Source organism: Streptomyces sudanensis (assembly GCF_023614315.1).
Lineage (GTDB): Bacteria > Actinomycetota > Actinomycetes > Streptomycetales > Streptomycetaceae > Streptomyces > Streptomyces sudanensis.
Genome location: NZ_CP095474.1, coordinates 3396295 through 3411294 on the forward strand (window position 1 = coordinate 3396295; position 15000 = coordinate 3411294).

The window sequence follows — 15000 nt, forward strand, 5'->3', positions numbered from 1 at the left end:
CCCCGCCGGCCGGCGGCGGCAACCGGGGCGCGGGAGGCCGGACGGAGCCCGGTGCCGTTCGGGCGCCCGTCCGTTCCCGTGTCCGGCTCCGGTCTGCCGCGGTGCCTGCCCGTGCCCGTGTCCGGCTCCGGTCCGTCGCGGTGCCCGTCCGTGCCCGTGGCGTCCCCGCGGTGGTACCGGACCGGCAGGGTGCCGCCGCGACGGGTCCTGCGGGGTCCGATGGGTCCGGCGGGTCCGATGTCGGCCGCGGACATCGTCCGGGAACGAGTCGGACACCGAAGCGGAACCGCCCGCTTCTAGCGTTTCCCCTGCTTGCCGGACCAGGCAAGAGACCGCGTGGGGGAAGGAAACCGAACGATGCGTGTGAAGACTCAGGCACCTGGCGAGTACCGCCTGCGGGAGGCCGAGGCGTCCCGCGTCCGGGAGCTGGCCACGGAGGCGGCGGCCCTGGAGAACGCCGAGACGGTCGAGCTGGCGGACCTCCTGCTGGACGTGCCGGCCGGGCTGCGCGGTGCACTGGTCGACTTCTCGGCCGGCGCGTCCCCGCAGGGGCTGGTGCTCGTCCGGGGACTGCCCGTGGGCGAGGTGCCCGCCACCCCCCGGGAGCACGGGGGCCGGCACCTGGCGGGCCACGGTACGACCGGCCTGCTGATGCTGGTGGCCGACCTGCTGGGGACCCTGATCGGCTACGAGGACGAGAAGTCCGGCTCCCTGATCCATGAGGTGCACCCCGTCCCCGGGGAGGAGCGGCGCATCGAGAACAGCGGCGCCGTGGCCTTCGACTTCCACACCGAGAACGTGCACCACCCGCTGCGTCCGGACTTCCTCGGCCTGCTGTGCCTACGGCAGGACCACGACGCCGTGGCGGCCACCCGCGTGGCGTCCGTCCGCCACGCCTACCCCCTGCTGACGCCCGCGCAGCGCGAGATCCTCCGCATGCCCATCTTCAGCAGCGCCTACCCGACGTCGTTCTCCCGCAACATCCCCGGCCCGCGGCCGGCCTCCGGCCCCCACCCGGTGATCTTCGGCGAGGAGCCCGACGTCTTCATGCGGTACAACTCGCACACCACCACCGCCGTCGACCCCGAGGCCCGCGCCGCTCTGAAGGCGCTGTCCGAGGCGCTGGAGGAGAGCTGCCGGGAGGTCGTGCTCGCCCCGGGTGACCTCGTGGTGGTCGACAACCACATCGCGGCGCACGGACGGTCGGCGTTCACCCCGCGCTTCGACGGGCGCGACCGCTGGCTGCGCCGCTGCTACTCGCTGCGGGCGATCCCGCGCTGGGCGGAGAGCATGATGCCCCGCCCCCGCGTCCTGCCCGCCCTGACGCGGATGTCCGGGGTCCTCTGACCGCCGGGGCATCATGTGACGGCAGCGGACAGCGAACGAGAGGGAGTTGCGCCTTGGACGCCATAGGGGTGGGAGGGCTGCTGGTCGCCGCGGCGGCCGCGGGGTGGGTGGACGCCGTGGTGGGCGGTGGCGGTCTCATCCTCATTCCGGCACTGATGGTCGCCTTTCCCCAGACGGCGCCGGCCGTGGCGCTGGGCACCAACAAGCTCACCGCGATAGCGGGCACCACCGTCGCGGCCGTCACGTACGCGCGCCGCACCCGCCTGGACCGCTCCATCGCCCTGCCCGCGGCCGGTCTCGCCGTGCCGGCCGCGGGTTTCGGGGCGCTGTCCGCGTCCGCCATGCCGACCGACTGGTTCAGGCCGCTCATCATGGCGCTGCTCATCGCGGTGGCGGTGTTCGTCACGGCGCGGCCCGGCTTCGGCGCCCTGCCGGACCCGGACCCGGACGCGGTCGACCGCCGTCGCAGGCTGCTCGTCGTCGCCTTCGCGGGCTGCGGGATCGGCTTCTACGACGGCGTCTTCGGGCCCGGTACCGGCACGTTCCTCATCATCATGTTCACCAGCATGCTGTCCCTGGAGTTCCTCCAGAGCTCGGCGCTGGCGAAGGTGGTCAACGTCGGCACCAACTTCGGAGCGCTCACCGTGTTCGCCCTGCAGGGGGATGTGCTGTGGGCGCTGGGGGCCGGCATGGCCGTGTGCAACATCCTGGGCGCCCGCCTCGGGGCGAGGACGGCGCTGCGCCGCGGTTCCGGATTCGTCCGCACCGTGCTCCTCGTCGTCGTGACGGGCATGGTCGTCAAGCTGGGATTCGACCAGTTCGGCTGAGGCGTGCGAACCGGGGTCCGGGAGGGGTCGCGACCCCGGGGAGGACGCCCGCCCGGCCGGGCCGCGCCGACGGGGGCGCACGGCCCCGACCGCCCGCGCGCCGGGCGGGACGGCACGGGCCCCTGTGCGCGGGCGGCGAGTGCTCCCGCCGCCGAGCTCCGGCGGGAGGGGCGCCGCACGGACCCGGCGGCCCGGCGGGCCCGCATTCCGGCCGGCCGCTTCCCCTGCGCGCCGGAGCACGCCGGGCGGGGAGTTCCGCTTCCGCGGGCGGAGCGGCGGGCCGACCGTGCGGGTGCGTCCGGGTGGCCCACGACGGCGGGGCACCGCGCCGGGTGGTGCTGCGCGCCGGGGGCCCGTACCCCCGGTCAGGTCACGCCGGCGGCCGTCGCGGCGGACCGGCGGTCCATCGCGTCCAGGAAGCGCCGCAGGCGGCTCGGGGCCCGCATGCGGCGGCACAGGTCCGCTCCCTCCCGCAGCAGGGCCGCCGACGCGGCGACGTCCCCCGCGGCCTCCCGCGAGGCGGCGAGGGCGAGGAGGACCTCGGACTCCAGCAGCGGGTCCTGGATGCTCCGGGCGAGTTCCAACGCCTCCCCGAGCCGTTCCTCCGCCCGGACGAGCCCGCCGCGGCGCACGTCGACCGCTCCCAGTCCGAGCAGCGCGGCGCAGCGTCCGCTGAGGTCCCCCAGGGCCGTGGTCCCCTCCAGGGCCCTGCCGTACGCCTCCCGTGCCGGCCCGAGCCGCCCTTCGGCGAGGTGGAGGTCGGCCCGGGCGAGGTGCACCTGCGGTCCGCTGCGTCCCCGGAAGAGCCCCACGAGACGCTCCGCCTCCCCCAGGAGGCTCTCCGCCTCCCCGTGCCGCCCCTGCTCCAGTTCCGTCTGGGCCATCCACCGCAGCACCTGCGTCCGGGCCTCCAGGTCGCCGGCGGCGCACAGCAGCGGAAGGCACTCCCTCCAGCGTGCGAGCGCCCGTTCCGTCCTGCCCTGGACCCGGTCCGCGCCCGCGGCCTTCCGCAGCGCCAGCGCGTACCCGTGGCGGTCGCCGACCGTGCGGAACAGCCGCAGCGACTCATCGAGCAGGGGGACGGCCCGGTCGTACCGGCGCCGGGTGAGGTGCAGGTCGCCGAGGCCGAGGAGGAGGGCCGCCTCACCCCTCCGGTTGCCCTCCCGCCGTACGGCGTCGAGCGCGCTGTCGTGGGTGAGCAGCCAGTCGTCGAAGTGGAAGCGGACGCTGAAGAGGCAGCGGGAGGTGGCCGCCAGGTCCCAGGCGAGCTCGTCCTGGCCCAGCTCCGCCGCCTGCAGGCACAGCGCGGTGATGGTGGAACGGTTCGCCTCGTACCAGCCGAGGGGGTCGTCGGCCGTCTTCGCGAGGACGTCGGCCGGGACCGGCGCCGTCGAGGCCGTGCCGTGGATCACCGTGAAGTCGCCGCCGCAGATCCTCCGGTGGGCGACTCCCGCGAGTGCCAGCGCGGTTTCCGCGACCCGCCGTAGGGCGGCCTCCTGCTGGGGCTCCGGCTCCGCCTCACGCAGGTGCTCCAGGGCGAACAGCCTGACGAGGTCGTGGAGCCGGTACCGCGGCCGGGTGCTGCCGGGCGGGCTGACGACGTCCGCGAGCCGGGTGTCCAGCAGCTCGTCGAGGAGGTCCTCCGCCTCGGCCACGGGCACGTCCAGGAGCGGTGCGCAGACCCATTCGGAGAAGTCGGGCACCTCCAGCAGCGCGAGCCTGCGCAGCAACCGGCGCGCGGCCGGGCTCAGTCCCCGGTGGGAGAGTTCGAGGGTGCTGCGCACCTCCAGGCTCTCGTGGGTCAGCTCGTCGAGCCGGCGGCGCTCGTCGGCGAGCCGCGCGGCGGCCTTGCGCAGCGGCCAGTGGGGTTTCGAGGCCAGCTTGGCGCCGATGATCCGCACGGCGAGCGGAAGGCCGCCGCAGTACCCGACCAGTTCGGCGGCCGAGTGCGGTTCCGCGGCGAGGCGCTCCTCCCCGACCAGCCGTCCCAGCAGCTCGTGCGCGTGGTCCCGGCCGAAGACGCCCAGTTCCAGCACCCGGGCGTTGGGCACGGTGGTCATCCTGACGCGGCTCGTGACCAGGACGCCGCAGGTCCCCGTGCCCGGCAGCAGGGGGGTGATCTGCCGGACGTCGCCGGCGTTGTCCAGCACCAGCAGCACGCGCCGGCCGGCGATCAGGCTCCTGAAGAGGGTGGCGCGTTCGTCCAGGGTGCCGGGGATCGCGGCACCCGGGAGGCCCAGCTCGCGCAGGAAGCGCGCCAGGGCCTCCTCGGCCGGCACCGGGTGGGTGTCGGTGCCGCGGAGGTCGATGTACAGCTGCCCGTCGCCGAAGACCGGTCTCAGCCGGTGCGCGACGTGCACGGCGAGGGCCGTCTTGCCCGTCCCGCCGGGGCCCATGACCATGGCCACCGGCGCGGTCGCGGAGCCGGGGGCGAGTATGCCGAGCAGGCGGCGCACCTCGTCCTCGCGGCCGACAAACTCGCCGAGGTCGCCCGGTAACTGGCAGGGGAGTCGCGGCTGTCCGGTGTCGGGGCGGGCCGGGCGGCCGGCCGCGGGCGGCGCGGGCCGCGCGGCGGGCGGCGGGGAGCCGAACGCGGCCGGGGGCTCCGTGCCGTCGAGCAGGCGCTTGTGCGCGCCGCGCAGCTCCGGGCCGGGCGACACCCCCAGCTCGTCCCGCAGGAGCCGGGCCGTGTCGTGGTAGAGCCGGAGGGCCTCCGACTGCCTGCCGGAACGGGACAGGGCCAGCATCAGCTGGGCGCGCGGCCGTTCCAGCAGCGGGTACTGCTGGACGAACGCGGACAACCCGGTGATCAGGTCCTCGTACAGGCCGAGTTCGAGTTCGATGTCGAAGCGGGCGTCGTGCGCCGCGATGTACTCCTCCTCCCACCGCCGCAGCTCCGGCTGCCACGCCCGGCGCGTGACGCCCGACAGGACGGGGCCGCGCCAGAGCGACAGCGCCGACCTGAGTCGCGACAGCGCCCGCCGAGGGTCGTTCGCCTCGTGGTGGCGGCGCGCCTCCTCGCGGAGTTCGCGGAAGGCGAGGGCGTCCAGCAGGACTCCGTCCGTGGCCAGGCGGTAACCGGGCCGCTGCGTGACCAGGACGTCCCGGGTGACGCCCATCTGACGGAACGTGCGGCGCAGGGCGGAGATGCACGCGGCGATCTGGTTGCTCGGGTTGGCCGGCATGGCCTCCTCCCAGACACTGTCCGCGAGGTGCTCCACGGGCACCACTTCGTTCGCCCGCAGGAGCAAAGTTCCCAGGACGGTCCGCAGGCGCGGTGCCGACACCTCGTACGGCAGTCCGCGGTGGCGGATCTCCAGAGGGCCCAGCAGTCGCAGCTCCAGCAGCCCTTCATGTAACGGCATCACACCCCCAGTGAGCTGGCATCGCTGTGTTCGTCGCTATTTCCGCATGATCACATATGCAACGAAGCCCGTGCCGACGCTCCCGGTGAACAAGGTGTGAATGCCTCTGCACCCGGCCGGTTCCCGCTCCCGGCCCGCCCTCCCGCGCCTTCGCCCGGGAGGGCGGGCCGCTCCCGGGCGAAGGCGCCGGGGCCGCGCCGGGGCACCGCCCGCGCGGCCCCGCCGTCACCTCGGATCGCGGCGGAAGACCGCCGTCGACCAGAGGAAGCCGAGCACGGAGAGGGCCAGGCACCAGGCGACCGCGAGCCATCCGTCGTCCCCGATCCCGTCGCCGAGCAGCAGTCCGCGCAGGGTCTCGATGGCCGGGGTGAACGGCTGGTACTCGGCGATCGGCCGGAACCAGCCCGGCATCGCGTCGACCGGGACGAAGGCGCTGGAGACGAGCGGCAGGACGACCAGCGGCATCGCGTTGTTGCTCGCCGCCTCGACGTTCGGGCTGACCATGCCCATCCCGACCGCGATCCAGGTGAGCGCCAGGGCGACCAGCGCCGTCAGGCCGAGCGCCGCCAGCCACTCCGGGGCCGTGGCGCCGGTGGGCCGGAAGCCGACGGCCACGGCGACGGCGCCCACGACCACCACCCCGGCGACCGACTTCAGGACGCTGCCGGCGACGTGCCCGACGAGCACGGAGGCCGGGTGGATCGCCATCGTGCGGAAGCGGGCGACGATGCCCTCGGTCATGTCCTGGGAGACGGACACCGCGGTGCCCACCGTGGTCCCCCCGACGGTCATCATCAGGATGCCCGGTACGACGTAGGCGACGTACGCGGAGCGGTCGCCGCCGCCCATGCCCGCGCTCATCACGTCGCCGAAGACGTAGACGAAGAGCAGCAGCAGGACGACCGGCGTCAGCAGCAGGTTCAGGGTGAGGGACGGGTAGCGCCGCGCGTGCAGCAGGTTGCGGCGCAGCATGGTGGACGAGTCGCGCAGGGCGGGGGAGAGGGAACTCATCGGGGGGCCTCCTCGGAGGGCCGGTCGGTGCCGCCGGTCAGGGCGAAGAACACGTCGTCGAGGTCGGGGGTGTGCACGGTCAGCCCGTCCGCCTCGACGCCGGCCGCGTCCAGCCGGTCGAGCAGGGAGCGCAGTTCGCGCTGGCCGCCGTCGCAGGGGACCCGCAGCGACAGCGCCTCGTCGTCGCCGGCGGGGCCCGAAGGGGTNNGGGGTCGGGGGAGGAGGGTCCCGCGCAGCGCGCGGACGGCGCTGCGGTGGGCGGAGGGGTCGGAGAAGCGGAGCCGGACGTGCCCGCCGGGGACCAGCCGCTTCAGCTCCTCGGCGGTGCCCTCGGCCGCGATCCGGCCGCCGTGGAGCACGGCGATGCGGTCGGCGAGCCGGTCGGCCTCCTCCAGGTACTGCGTGGTGAGGAGGACGGTGACGCCGCCCGCGACCAGTTCGCGGACGATCTGCCACATGGTGTGGCGGCTGCGCGGGTCCAGGCCGGTGGTCGGCTCGTCGAGGAAGACGACCCGCGGGTCGCCGACCAGCGTCATGGCGATGTCGAGGCGGCGCCTCATGCCGCCGGAGTAGGTGGCGGCGGGCTTCTTCGCCACCTCCGCCAGACCGAAGCGCTCCAGCAGTCCGGCGGCGGTGCGGCGTCCCTCGCGGCGGGGGAGGTGGTGCAGGTCCGCCATGAGGAGCATGTTCTCCTCGCCGGTGAGCAGCCCGTCGACGGCGGAGAACTGGCCGGTCACCCCGATCGCGGCGCGCACCCCGTCCGGTGACGCGGTGACGTCGTGGCCCGCGACCCGGGCCGTGCCGCCGTCGGCGGCGACGAGCGTGGACAGGATGCGCACGGTGGTGGTCTTGCCGGCGCCGTTGGGCCCGAGCAGGGCGAAGACCGAGCCGGCCGGGACGTGCAGGTCGATGCCGTCGAGGACGGTCCTGCCGCCGTACGACTTGCGCAGGTCGGTGGCGCGGATGGCGGCGGAGGGCGTGCGGCCCCCGGCCTGTTTGGATGTGGGCATGACAAAAGAAGGCATGGGTGCTCCGTTCGAAGGGCGGGGCGGGCGCGGCGGGGCGGCGCGNCCGNNNNGNNNGNNTGGCCCCGAAGGGTGTGTANNNGNGNNANGGCCCNNGGGCGGGGCGGCCGGGCGGGTGCGGTCCTCAGGACGTGGCGCGGAGGACGTCGATGTTCCCGTACCGGGTGCGGGCGCGGATCCTGACGGCGTCCTCGCCGTCCTCCGGGGCGTCGGAGGAGGTGAGCGCGCTGCGCACCTGGCCGAAGCCCGAGCTGACGTCGAGCCAGGCGGCGGTGCCCTCGCGGACGCCGACCTCGATGGCGCCGTGCGAGGTCTCCAGGTGGACCTTTCCGCGGGCCACCTCGGCGACGCGCAGGGTGCCGGTGGCGGTGGTGGCGGCCACCGAGGCCCCGGCGCGCTCGACGGCGATGTCGCCGTGGGCGTTGTTCACCCGCAGGTCGCCGGTGGCCGTGCCGACGGTCGTGGTGCCGTGCGAGTTCTTCAGGACGGCGGGGCCGTCGACGGTGCCGACGCGCAGGCTGCCGGAGCTGGTGGTGATCTCGGCCGCGCCCTCGACCCGGCCGACGGTGATCGAGCCGTGGGCGGCGGTCAGCCGCAGCGGGCCGGTGGTGTCGAGGCGTACGTCGCCGGACGAGGTCTTCACGCGGACCTCGCCGAGCCGGCCCTCGCCGAGGACCTGGGCCCAGGCACCGGTCGCGTCGACGTGCGAGCCCGTGGGCAGCTCGACCGTCACGTCGACGGTGCCGGTCCGGCCGAACGGGTGACGCTGCTTGGGCGTCCTGACGGTCAGTGCGCCGTTCGCGTATGTGACCTCGGTCTGGTCGGCCGCGCGGACGTCCTGGTCCCGCTTCGGGTCGCGGGGCCGCACCTCGACGACGGTGTCGAGGCGGTCGCTCGCGGTGAACCGGAGGGAACCGGCCTCCAGGTGCGCCGTGGCCGAGATCGGTCCGGGAGTGTCGAAAGAAGGCATGGCTGTCCCGTCCTCTTGGGTCTTCGTGGCGTTTTCGCCGGTGGGAGTGGTGGGGGAGAGGGGCGGGCGCGGTCAGCGCACCCAGCCCGTGATGCTCTGCCCGACGGTCTGGGCCCGGCCCGTCGTACGCGGCCGGGCGCCGCCCTCGACCGCGGCTGAGACGGCACGCACCAGCCATGCGTTGACCGACAGGCCCTCGCGGCCCGCGGCCTCCTCGGCGCGGGCCTTGAGGTGCGCCGGCAGACGCAGGTTGACGCGGGCGGTGCCGCCCTCGTCGCCCTCGGCGGGGGCCGGGCCCGCGGCCGGAGCCGGTTCGGCGGGTGCCGCGGGCTCCGCCGGGCCGCCGGGGGGCGGCGGTGCCACCACGAACTCGGGGTCCAGCCCGCGCAGCCGTACGTCGACGGAGCCGGGGGCGAGCTCGCGGGTGATCTCGTCCATCGCGGCGGAGAGGACGTTGAGCAGCGTCAGGCGGGTCGCCGACTCCAGCGGCGCGGTGAGCCGCTCGGCCAGCTCGCGGGCGTCCTCCCCGCCCGCCTCGGCGGCCACCGCGAGTTCCCGGCGGAGAGTGTCGATGTACGGCGTGAGGTCCATGACGCCATAGTGACACCGCAATGGCGCCATGCGCAAGCCCACTCGGCGCCTCTCTGGGGGTGAAGTCCCATGCAGGTTTCCTGCCTGCGGAAACGTCCCGGAGGAGGGTCGGATTCACTCCGGTGCCGTGAGCGCTCGGGGGGCCTTCGGGGGCAAGGTGGCTCCGCATGGTGCCACGTGATGCCATCCGATGCCACGTGGTGTCACCGCGACCGCCGAATGCCACGGGAGGGCTCCCGCCCCGGCCTCGGCCCTGTTTCCGCTCCCGCCTCGGCCTCGGCCCTGTTTCCGCTCCCCGCCTCGGCCTCGGCCCTGTTTCCGCTCCCCGCCTCGGCCTCGGCCCTGTTTCCGCTCCCCGCCTCGGCCTCGGCCCTGTTTCCGCTCCCCGCCTCGGCCTCGGCCCTGTTTCCGCTCCCCGCCTCGGCCTCGGCCCTGTTTCCGCTCCCCGCCTCGGCCTCGGCCCTGTTTCCGCTCCCCGCCTCGGCCTCGGCCCTGTTTCCGCTCCCCGCCTCGGCCTCGGCCCTGTTTCCGCTCCCCGCCTCGGCCTCGGCCCTGTTTCCGCTCCCCGCCTCGACCTCGGCCCTGTTTCCGCTCCCCGCCTCGACCTCGGCCCTGTTTCCGCTCCCGCCCCGACCTCGGCCCTGTCTCCGCTCNTCGTCGGCAGCATCAGATGTGCTCCCGCCCCCGTTCCACCCTTCGCCCCGCCTCGTCCGGTCCTTGACAGCGCCTCCCTCCCCACTCACTATTCATCACATGATGAATTACTCTGGCGCGGCCGTCGAGGCCCGGGGCCTGACGGTCACCCGGGGAGGCCGCACCGTCCTGTGCGACCTCGACTTCTCCGTACCCCGGGGCCGCATCACCGGTCTCCTCGGCCCCTCCGGCTGCGGGAAGACCACCCTCATGCGGGCCGTCGCCGGCACCCAGGCCAAGGTCGCCGGCACCCTGAACGTCCTCGGCCGGCCCGCCGGCGACCCCGCGCTCCGCTCCCGCATCGGCTACGTCACCCAGTCGCCGTCCGTCTACAGCGACCTGACGACCCGTCAGAACCTCGCCTACTTCGCCCGGGTCCTCCACCCCGGCCGCCGCCACCGCGACCGACGGGCCGAAGCCGTCACCCGCGCCCTCGCCGACGTGGACCTCACCGACCACGCCGACGCCCTCGCGGGGCGGCTCTCCGGCGGGCAGCGCAGCCGCGTCTCCCTCGCCGTCGCCCTCCTCGGCACCCCGGACCTCCTCGTCCTCGACGAGCCGACGGTCGGCCTCGACCCGGTCCTCCGCCGCGACCTGTGGGACCTCTTCCACCGCATCGCCGCCGACCGGGGCACCGCCCTCCTCGTCTCCTCCCACGTCATGGACGAGGCCGAGCGCTGCCACCGCCTCCTCCTCCTGCGCGAGGGCCGGCTCCTCGCCGAGGACACCCCCGAGGCCCTCCGCCACCGCAACGGCACCGCCACCGTCGAGGGCGCCTTCCTCCACCTGGTCGACACCGCGGCCGCCGCCGCCACCGCGACCGCCCCGGCCACCGCCCGCGTCACCCCCGAGGAGCAGCCGTGAACGGCCCCCGCACCCTGGCCACCGCCGCCCGGGTCCTGCGCCAGCTCGGACACGACCCGCGCACCATCGCCCTGATGCTCCTCGTCCCGGTGGTGATGACCACGCTGCTCCGGTACGTCTTCGACGGCAGCCCGCGCGTGTTCGACACGACCGGCGCGTCCCTGCTCGGCATCTTCCCGCTGATCACGATGTTCCTGGTGACGTCCATCGCCACCCTGCGCGAACGCACCTCCGGCACCCTCGAACGGCTCCTCGCCATGCCCCTCGGCAAGGCCGACCTGGTCGCCGGCTACGCCCTGGCCTTCGGCCTGCTCGCCGCCGTCCAGTCGGCCCTCACCACCGCCGTCGCCGTGTGGTTCCTCGGCCTGGACGTGGCCGGCTCGCCCTGGCTGCTGCTCCTCGTCGCCCTGCTCGACGCGCTCCTGGGCACCGCGCTCGGCCTGTTCGTCTCCGCGTTCGCCGCGTCCGAGTTCCAGGCCGTCCAGTTCATGCCGGCCGTGATCTTCCCGCAGCTGCTCCTGTGCGGCCTGTTCACCCCGCGCGACCGGATGCACCCCGCCCTGGAGGCCGTCTCGAACGCACTGCCCATGTCCTACGCCGTCGACGGAATGAACCAGGTCCTCCACCACCCCGACGTCACCGGCGACTTCCTCCGCGACGTCCTGGTCGTCACCGCCTGCGCCGTCCTGGTCCTCGTCCTCGGCGCCGCCACCCTTCGCCGCCGCACCCCCTGAGACCGTCCCGCCCCCACCCCGCCCGGGCACGGTGCCGCCGTCGCCGCCCGGATGGAAGGATGGCCACCGCACGCATGTCCCGCGGGCACCCCACGGCGAGGAGAGAGCAATGACCCAGACAGTCGCGGTCCTCGGCACCGGAAAGATCGGCGAGGCCCTCCTCAGCGGCATGATCCGGGCCGGCTGGCCCACCGCCCACCTCCTCGTCACCACCCGCCGCCCCGAGCGCGCCGAGGAGCTCCGCGCCCGCTACGGCGTCGAGGCCGTCTCCAACGCCGACGCCGTCCGGCGCGCCGACACCCTCATCCTCGCCGTGAAGCCGCAGGACATGGGCCGGCTCCTCGACGAACTCGCCCCCCACGTCACCCGCGACCACCTGGTCGTCAGCGCCGCGGCCGGCATCACCACCGTGTTCATCGAGGAGCGCCTCGCCTCCGGGACCCCGGTCGTCCGCGTCATGCCCAACACCCCCGTCCTCGTCGACGAGGGCATGTCCGTCATCTCCGCCGGCACCCACGCCACCGGCGAGCACCTCGCCCACACCGAGGAGATCTTCGGCGGCGTCGGCAAGACCCTCCGCGTGCCCGAGTCCCAGCAGGACGCCGCGACGGCCCTGTCCGGCTCCGGACCGGCCTACTTCTACTTCCTCGTCGAGGCCATGACCGACGCGGGCATCCTCCTCGGCCTGCCCCGCGCCCAGGCGCACGACCTCATCGTCCAGGCCGCCATCGGCGCCGCCGTGATGCTCCGCGACAGCGGCGAGCACCCGGTCAAGCTCCGCGAGGCCGTCACCTCGCCCGCCGGCACGACCATCAGCGCCATCCGCGAGCTGGAGAACCACGGCGTACGGGCCGCCCTCATCGCCGCCCTGGAAGCCGCCCGCGACCGCAGCCGCGCCCTGGCTTCCGGCAACGGCTGACCCCACCGCCTCGCCGCCCGCGACCGGGGCCGGGACCGCGACCGGAACCGGGGCCGGGACCGCGACCGGAACCGGGACCGGAACCGGGACCGCGCCCGGAACCGCGACCGCGACCGCTCCGCCAGGTCCAGGTCCAGGTCCCGGTCGCGGCCCGGGCCGCCCGCCTCCGCCCGGCCGNNNNGGGANCACCCCTCCCCGGCCGGGATCNNCCCTCCCCGGCCACCTCCGCCCCGGCGCCCCGCAGCACGGCCGCCGTCGTCACGACCCGCGCGAACCCGTCCGCGTGCAGCGACACCGCCGTCGCCCGCGACAGCTCGTCCGCGCTCAGCGACCATCCGAACGGCCCGGTCGCGTCGAACGTGTGCATCGCGTCCAGCGGGAACAGCACGTCGTACCCGAGGTTCCCGCCCATCCGGGCCGTCGTCTCGTTGCACATGTTCGTCTGGATGCCCGCGATCACGATCTGCCGCACCCCGGCCTCGCGCAGCCACGCGTCCAGGTCCGGCTCGCCGTAGAACGCCGAGTTCACCGACTTCGCCACCAGCAGCTCGGGCCCCGCGCCCTTCCCCCGCCGCTCCTCCACCACGTCCTGGAAGCCGTTGCCCGGCTGCCCCGGCCGCAGCGGCGACCGCGGGTTCACCGAGTCGTGCCGTACGAACACCACCGGCCGCCCCGATCCCTGCCACGCGTCGATCAGCGCGGCGATGTTCCCCTCCGCCGCCGGATTGTTCCGCCGCCCCCAGTACGGGTCCGCGAACCCCTTCTGCACGTCCACCACGACCAGCGCGGCATCGGCCGCGACCTCGACTTCGGCACTTCCGTTCAGTTCCATGCCGGAATCCTCCGGCCCCCGCCCGGGCCCCCACCAGTGGCACTGACGACACCTGCCGATGGGATGCCGCCACCGGCGATGGCATCCTGGCCCCGTGCCCGCACCCGTGCCCGCGCCCGTGCCCGCCTACCGCGTGGCGATGCTCGCCTTCCCCGGCGTACGCGCCTTCGACGTCTCCGTCGTCACCGAGGTCTGGGGCGTCGACCGCGCCGACCGCGGCGTCCCCCCGTTCGAACTGCGCCGCGCCGCCGTCGAGCCCGGCACGCCCGTCCCCGTCGACGGCGGCCTCTCCCTCGCCCCGGACCGCCCCCTCGCCTGGCTCGACGAGGCCGACCTCGTCGTCGTCCCCGGCCTCCTCGACCCCGACACGGACATCGCGGACCCCGTCCTCGACGCCCTGCGCCGCGCCCACCGGAGGGGCACCCCGGTCGCCGCGCTGTGCGCCGGCGCGTTCGTCCTCGCCCGCGCCGGCCTCCTCGACGGCCGCCGCGCCGTCACCCACTGGTACGTCGCCGACCGCCTCCGCGCCCGCCACCCCGCCGTCACCGTCGAACCGAACGCCCTGTTCGTCGAGGACGGCGGCCTGTGGACCTCCGCCGGCACCGCCGCCGGCGTCGACCTCTGCCTCCACCTGGTACGCACCGTCCACGGCGCCGAGACCGCCGCGACCATCGCCCGCGCCATGGTCACCGCCCCGTTCCGCACCGGCACGCAGGCCCAGTTCATCGAGCACCCCACCCCGCGCGCCGACCGCGACGCCGACGCCCTGGCCGCCGTACGGGCCCACGCCCTCGCCCACCTCGACGAACCCCACACCGTCGCCTCGCTCGCCGCCCGCGCCGGCATGTCCCCGCGCACCTTCGCCCGCCACTTCCGGGCCACCACCGGCACCACCCCCCTCCGCTGGATCGTCGCCCAGCGCGTCGCCGCCGCCCAGAAGCTCCTCGAACGCACCGACCACCCCCTGCCCGAGGTGGCCCGCCGCGCGGGCTTCGGCAGCGAGGTCACCATGCGCCAGCACTTCGCCGCCCACCTCGACACCAGCCCGCGCGACTACCGCGCCGCGTTCCGTCAGAGCGCCGGAACCAGCCCCACCGCCCGGTAGGCCCGGTCCACCACCGGCCGCGCCAGGGCCCGCGCCCGCGCCGCCCCGTCCCGCAGCACCCCGTCCACGTACGCCGGGTCGGCCACCAGCTCCGCGTGCCGCGCCCGCAGCGGCCGCAGCAGCTCCACGACCGCGTCGGCCACGTCCCGCTTCAGCGCCCCGTACGACGAGTAACCCCCGGCCAGCTCCGCCGGATCGCCCGCGCCCGTGCAGGCGGCGAGCAGCTCCAGCAGGTTCGCCGGGCCCGGCCGCCCCTCGCGGTCGTACACCACGTCCCGCCCCCCGTCGGTGACCGCCCGCATCACCTTCCGCCGCACCGTGTCCGGCTCGTCCAGCAGGTACACGATGCCCGGCCCGGTGTCGTCGGACTTCCCCATCTTCACCGCCGGGTCCTGGAGGTTCATCACCCGCGCCCCGACCGCCGGGCGCGTCGCCCTCGGCACGGTGAACGTGCGCCCGTACCGCCGGTTGAACCGCACCGCCAGGTCCCGCGTCAACTCCACGTGCTGCGTCTGGTCGTCCCCCACGGGCACCTCGTCCGTCCCGTACGCGAGGATGTCCGCCGCCATCAGCACCGGGTACGTCAGCAGCGACAGCCGTACGCTCCCGCCCCGCTCCCGCTCCCGCGCCGCCTTCTCCCTGTACTGGATCATGCGCCGCATCTCCCCGTCGGTCGCCGTGCACTCCAGCAGGTACGACAGCCGCGCGTGCTCGTCC

General features: G+C 75.0%; 11 protein-coding genes and 3 pseudogenes (1 of these 14 only partly in view). 6 read left to right on the forward strand and 8 right to left on the reverse strand.

The features are described from left to right. Positions 1-357 precede the first annotated feature (357 nt). On the forward strand, positions 358-1347 hold the full coding sequence (locus MW084_RS15865; protein ID WP_010474241.1) for a TauD/TfdA family dioxygenase: 990 nt from the start codon (positions 358-360) through the stop codon (positions 1345-1347). A gap of 53 nt (positions 1348-1400) precedes the next feature. Next, positions 1401-2174 (forward strand): TSUP family transporter, encoded by a 774-nt coding sequence (locus MW084_RS15870; protein WP_029553777.1) that lies wholly within the window; start codon positions 1401-1403, stop codon positions 2172-2174. Positions 2175-2539: 365 nt separating this feature from the next. On the opposite strand, the gene MW084_RS15875 is transcribed toward MW084_RS15870, so the two are convergent. The 6 genes and pseudogenes from MW084_RS15875 to MW084_RS15900 form a co-directional block, all read right to left on the reverse strand. Next, a complete protein-coding gene (locus tag MW084_RS15875) occupies positions 2540-5539 on the reverse strand; it encodes an AfsR/SARP family transcriptional regulator (protein ID WP_078572047.1) in 3000 nt (999 codons plus the stop codon). A 225-nt stretch (positions 5540-5764) separates the two neighbouring features. Beyond that, positions 5765-6550, reverse strand: a complete 786-nt coding sequence (locus MW084_RS15880; protein WP_010474238.1) for an ABC transporter permease — start codon at positions 6548-6550, stop codon at positions 5765-5767. Beyond that, positions 6547-6756 (reverse strand): annotated as a pseudogene (locus MW084_RS15885) (ABC transporter); the annotation flags it as partial. The gene MW084_RS15880 and the pseudogene MW084_RS15885, both read right to left, overlap by 4 nt. Before the next feature lie 2 nt (positions 6757-6758). Beyond that, positions 6759-7560: pseudogene (locus MW084_RS15890) on the reverse strand (ABC transporter ATP-binding protein); the annotation flags it as partial. A gap of 139 nt (positions 7561-7699) precedes the next feature. After that, positions 7700-8545, reverse strand: coding sequence for a DUF4097 family beta strand repeat-containing protein (locus MW084_RS15895; protein WP_029553905.1), 846 nt, complete (start codon positions 8543-8545; stop codon positions 7700-7702). Between the two features lie 72 nt (positions 8546-8617). After that, positions 8618-9136, reverse strand: a complete 519-nt coding sequence (locus tag MW084_RS15900; RefSeq protein ID WP_029553904.1) for a histidine kinase — start codon at positions 9134-9136, stop codon at positions 8618-8620. Between the two features lie 753 nt (positions 9137-9889). Here MW084_RS15900 and MW084_RS15905 point away from each other — a divergent pair. The 3 genes from MW084_RS15905 to proC all read left to right on the forward strand — a co-directional run bounded on the left by MW084_RS15905 (position 9890) and on the right by proC (position 12346). Next, the gene (locus tag MW084_RS15905; protein ID WP_010475686.1) at positions 9890-10693 is read left to right on the forward strand and encodes an ABC transporter ATP-binding protein; all 804 of its coding nucleotides are present in this window, start codon (positions 9890-9892) and stop codon (positions 10691-10693) included. Further along, entirely contained in the window at positions 10690-11427 is a 738-nt protein-coding gene (locus MW084_RS15910) for an ABC transporter permease (RefSeq protein ID WP_010475684.1), read from the forward strand. Before MW084_RS15905 ends, MW084_RS15910 begins: the two co-directional genes overlap by 4 nt. A 109-nt stretch (positions 11428-11536) precedes the next feature. Continuing rightward, positions 11537-12346: a pyrroline-5-carboxylate reductase gene (gene proC / locus MW084_RS15915; RefSeq protein WP_010475682.1), complete on the forward strand. Its 810-nt coding sequence runs from the start codon at positions 11537-11539 to the stop codon at positions 12344-12346. A 209-nt stretch (positions 12347-12555) separates the two neighbouring features. Here the strand turns inward: proC and MW084_RS15920 are convergent. Continuing rightward, positions 12556-13178 (reverse strand): annotated as a pseudogene (locus tag MW084_RS15920) (cysteine hydrolase family protein); the annotation flags it as partial. Between the two features lie 139 nt (positions 13179-13317). On the opposite strand from MW084_RS15920, the gene MW084_RS15925 reads away from it, so the two are divergent. Further along, positions 13318-14283, forward strand: coding sequence for a GlxA family transcriptional regulator (locus MW084_RS15925; RefSeq protein ID WP_050986863.1), 966 nt, complete (start codon positions 13318-13320; stop codon positions 14281-14283). Here the strand turns inward: MW084_RS15925 and trpS are convergent. Then, on the reverse strand, positions 14250-15000 hold the 3' portion of the coding sequence (gene trpS, locus MW084_RS15930; protein ID WP_010475677.1) for a tryptophan--tRNA ligase. 251 nt of this gene lie beyond the right edge of the window; only the last 751 of its 1002 coding nucleotides appear in the window; the start codon falls outside the window, past its right edge; its stop codon occupies positions 14250-14252. The two genes, MW084_RS15925 and trpS, sit on opposite strands and share 34 nt — an antisense overlap.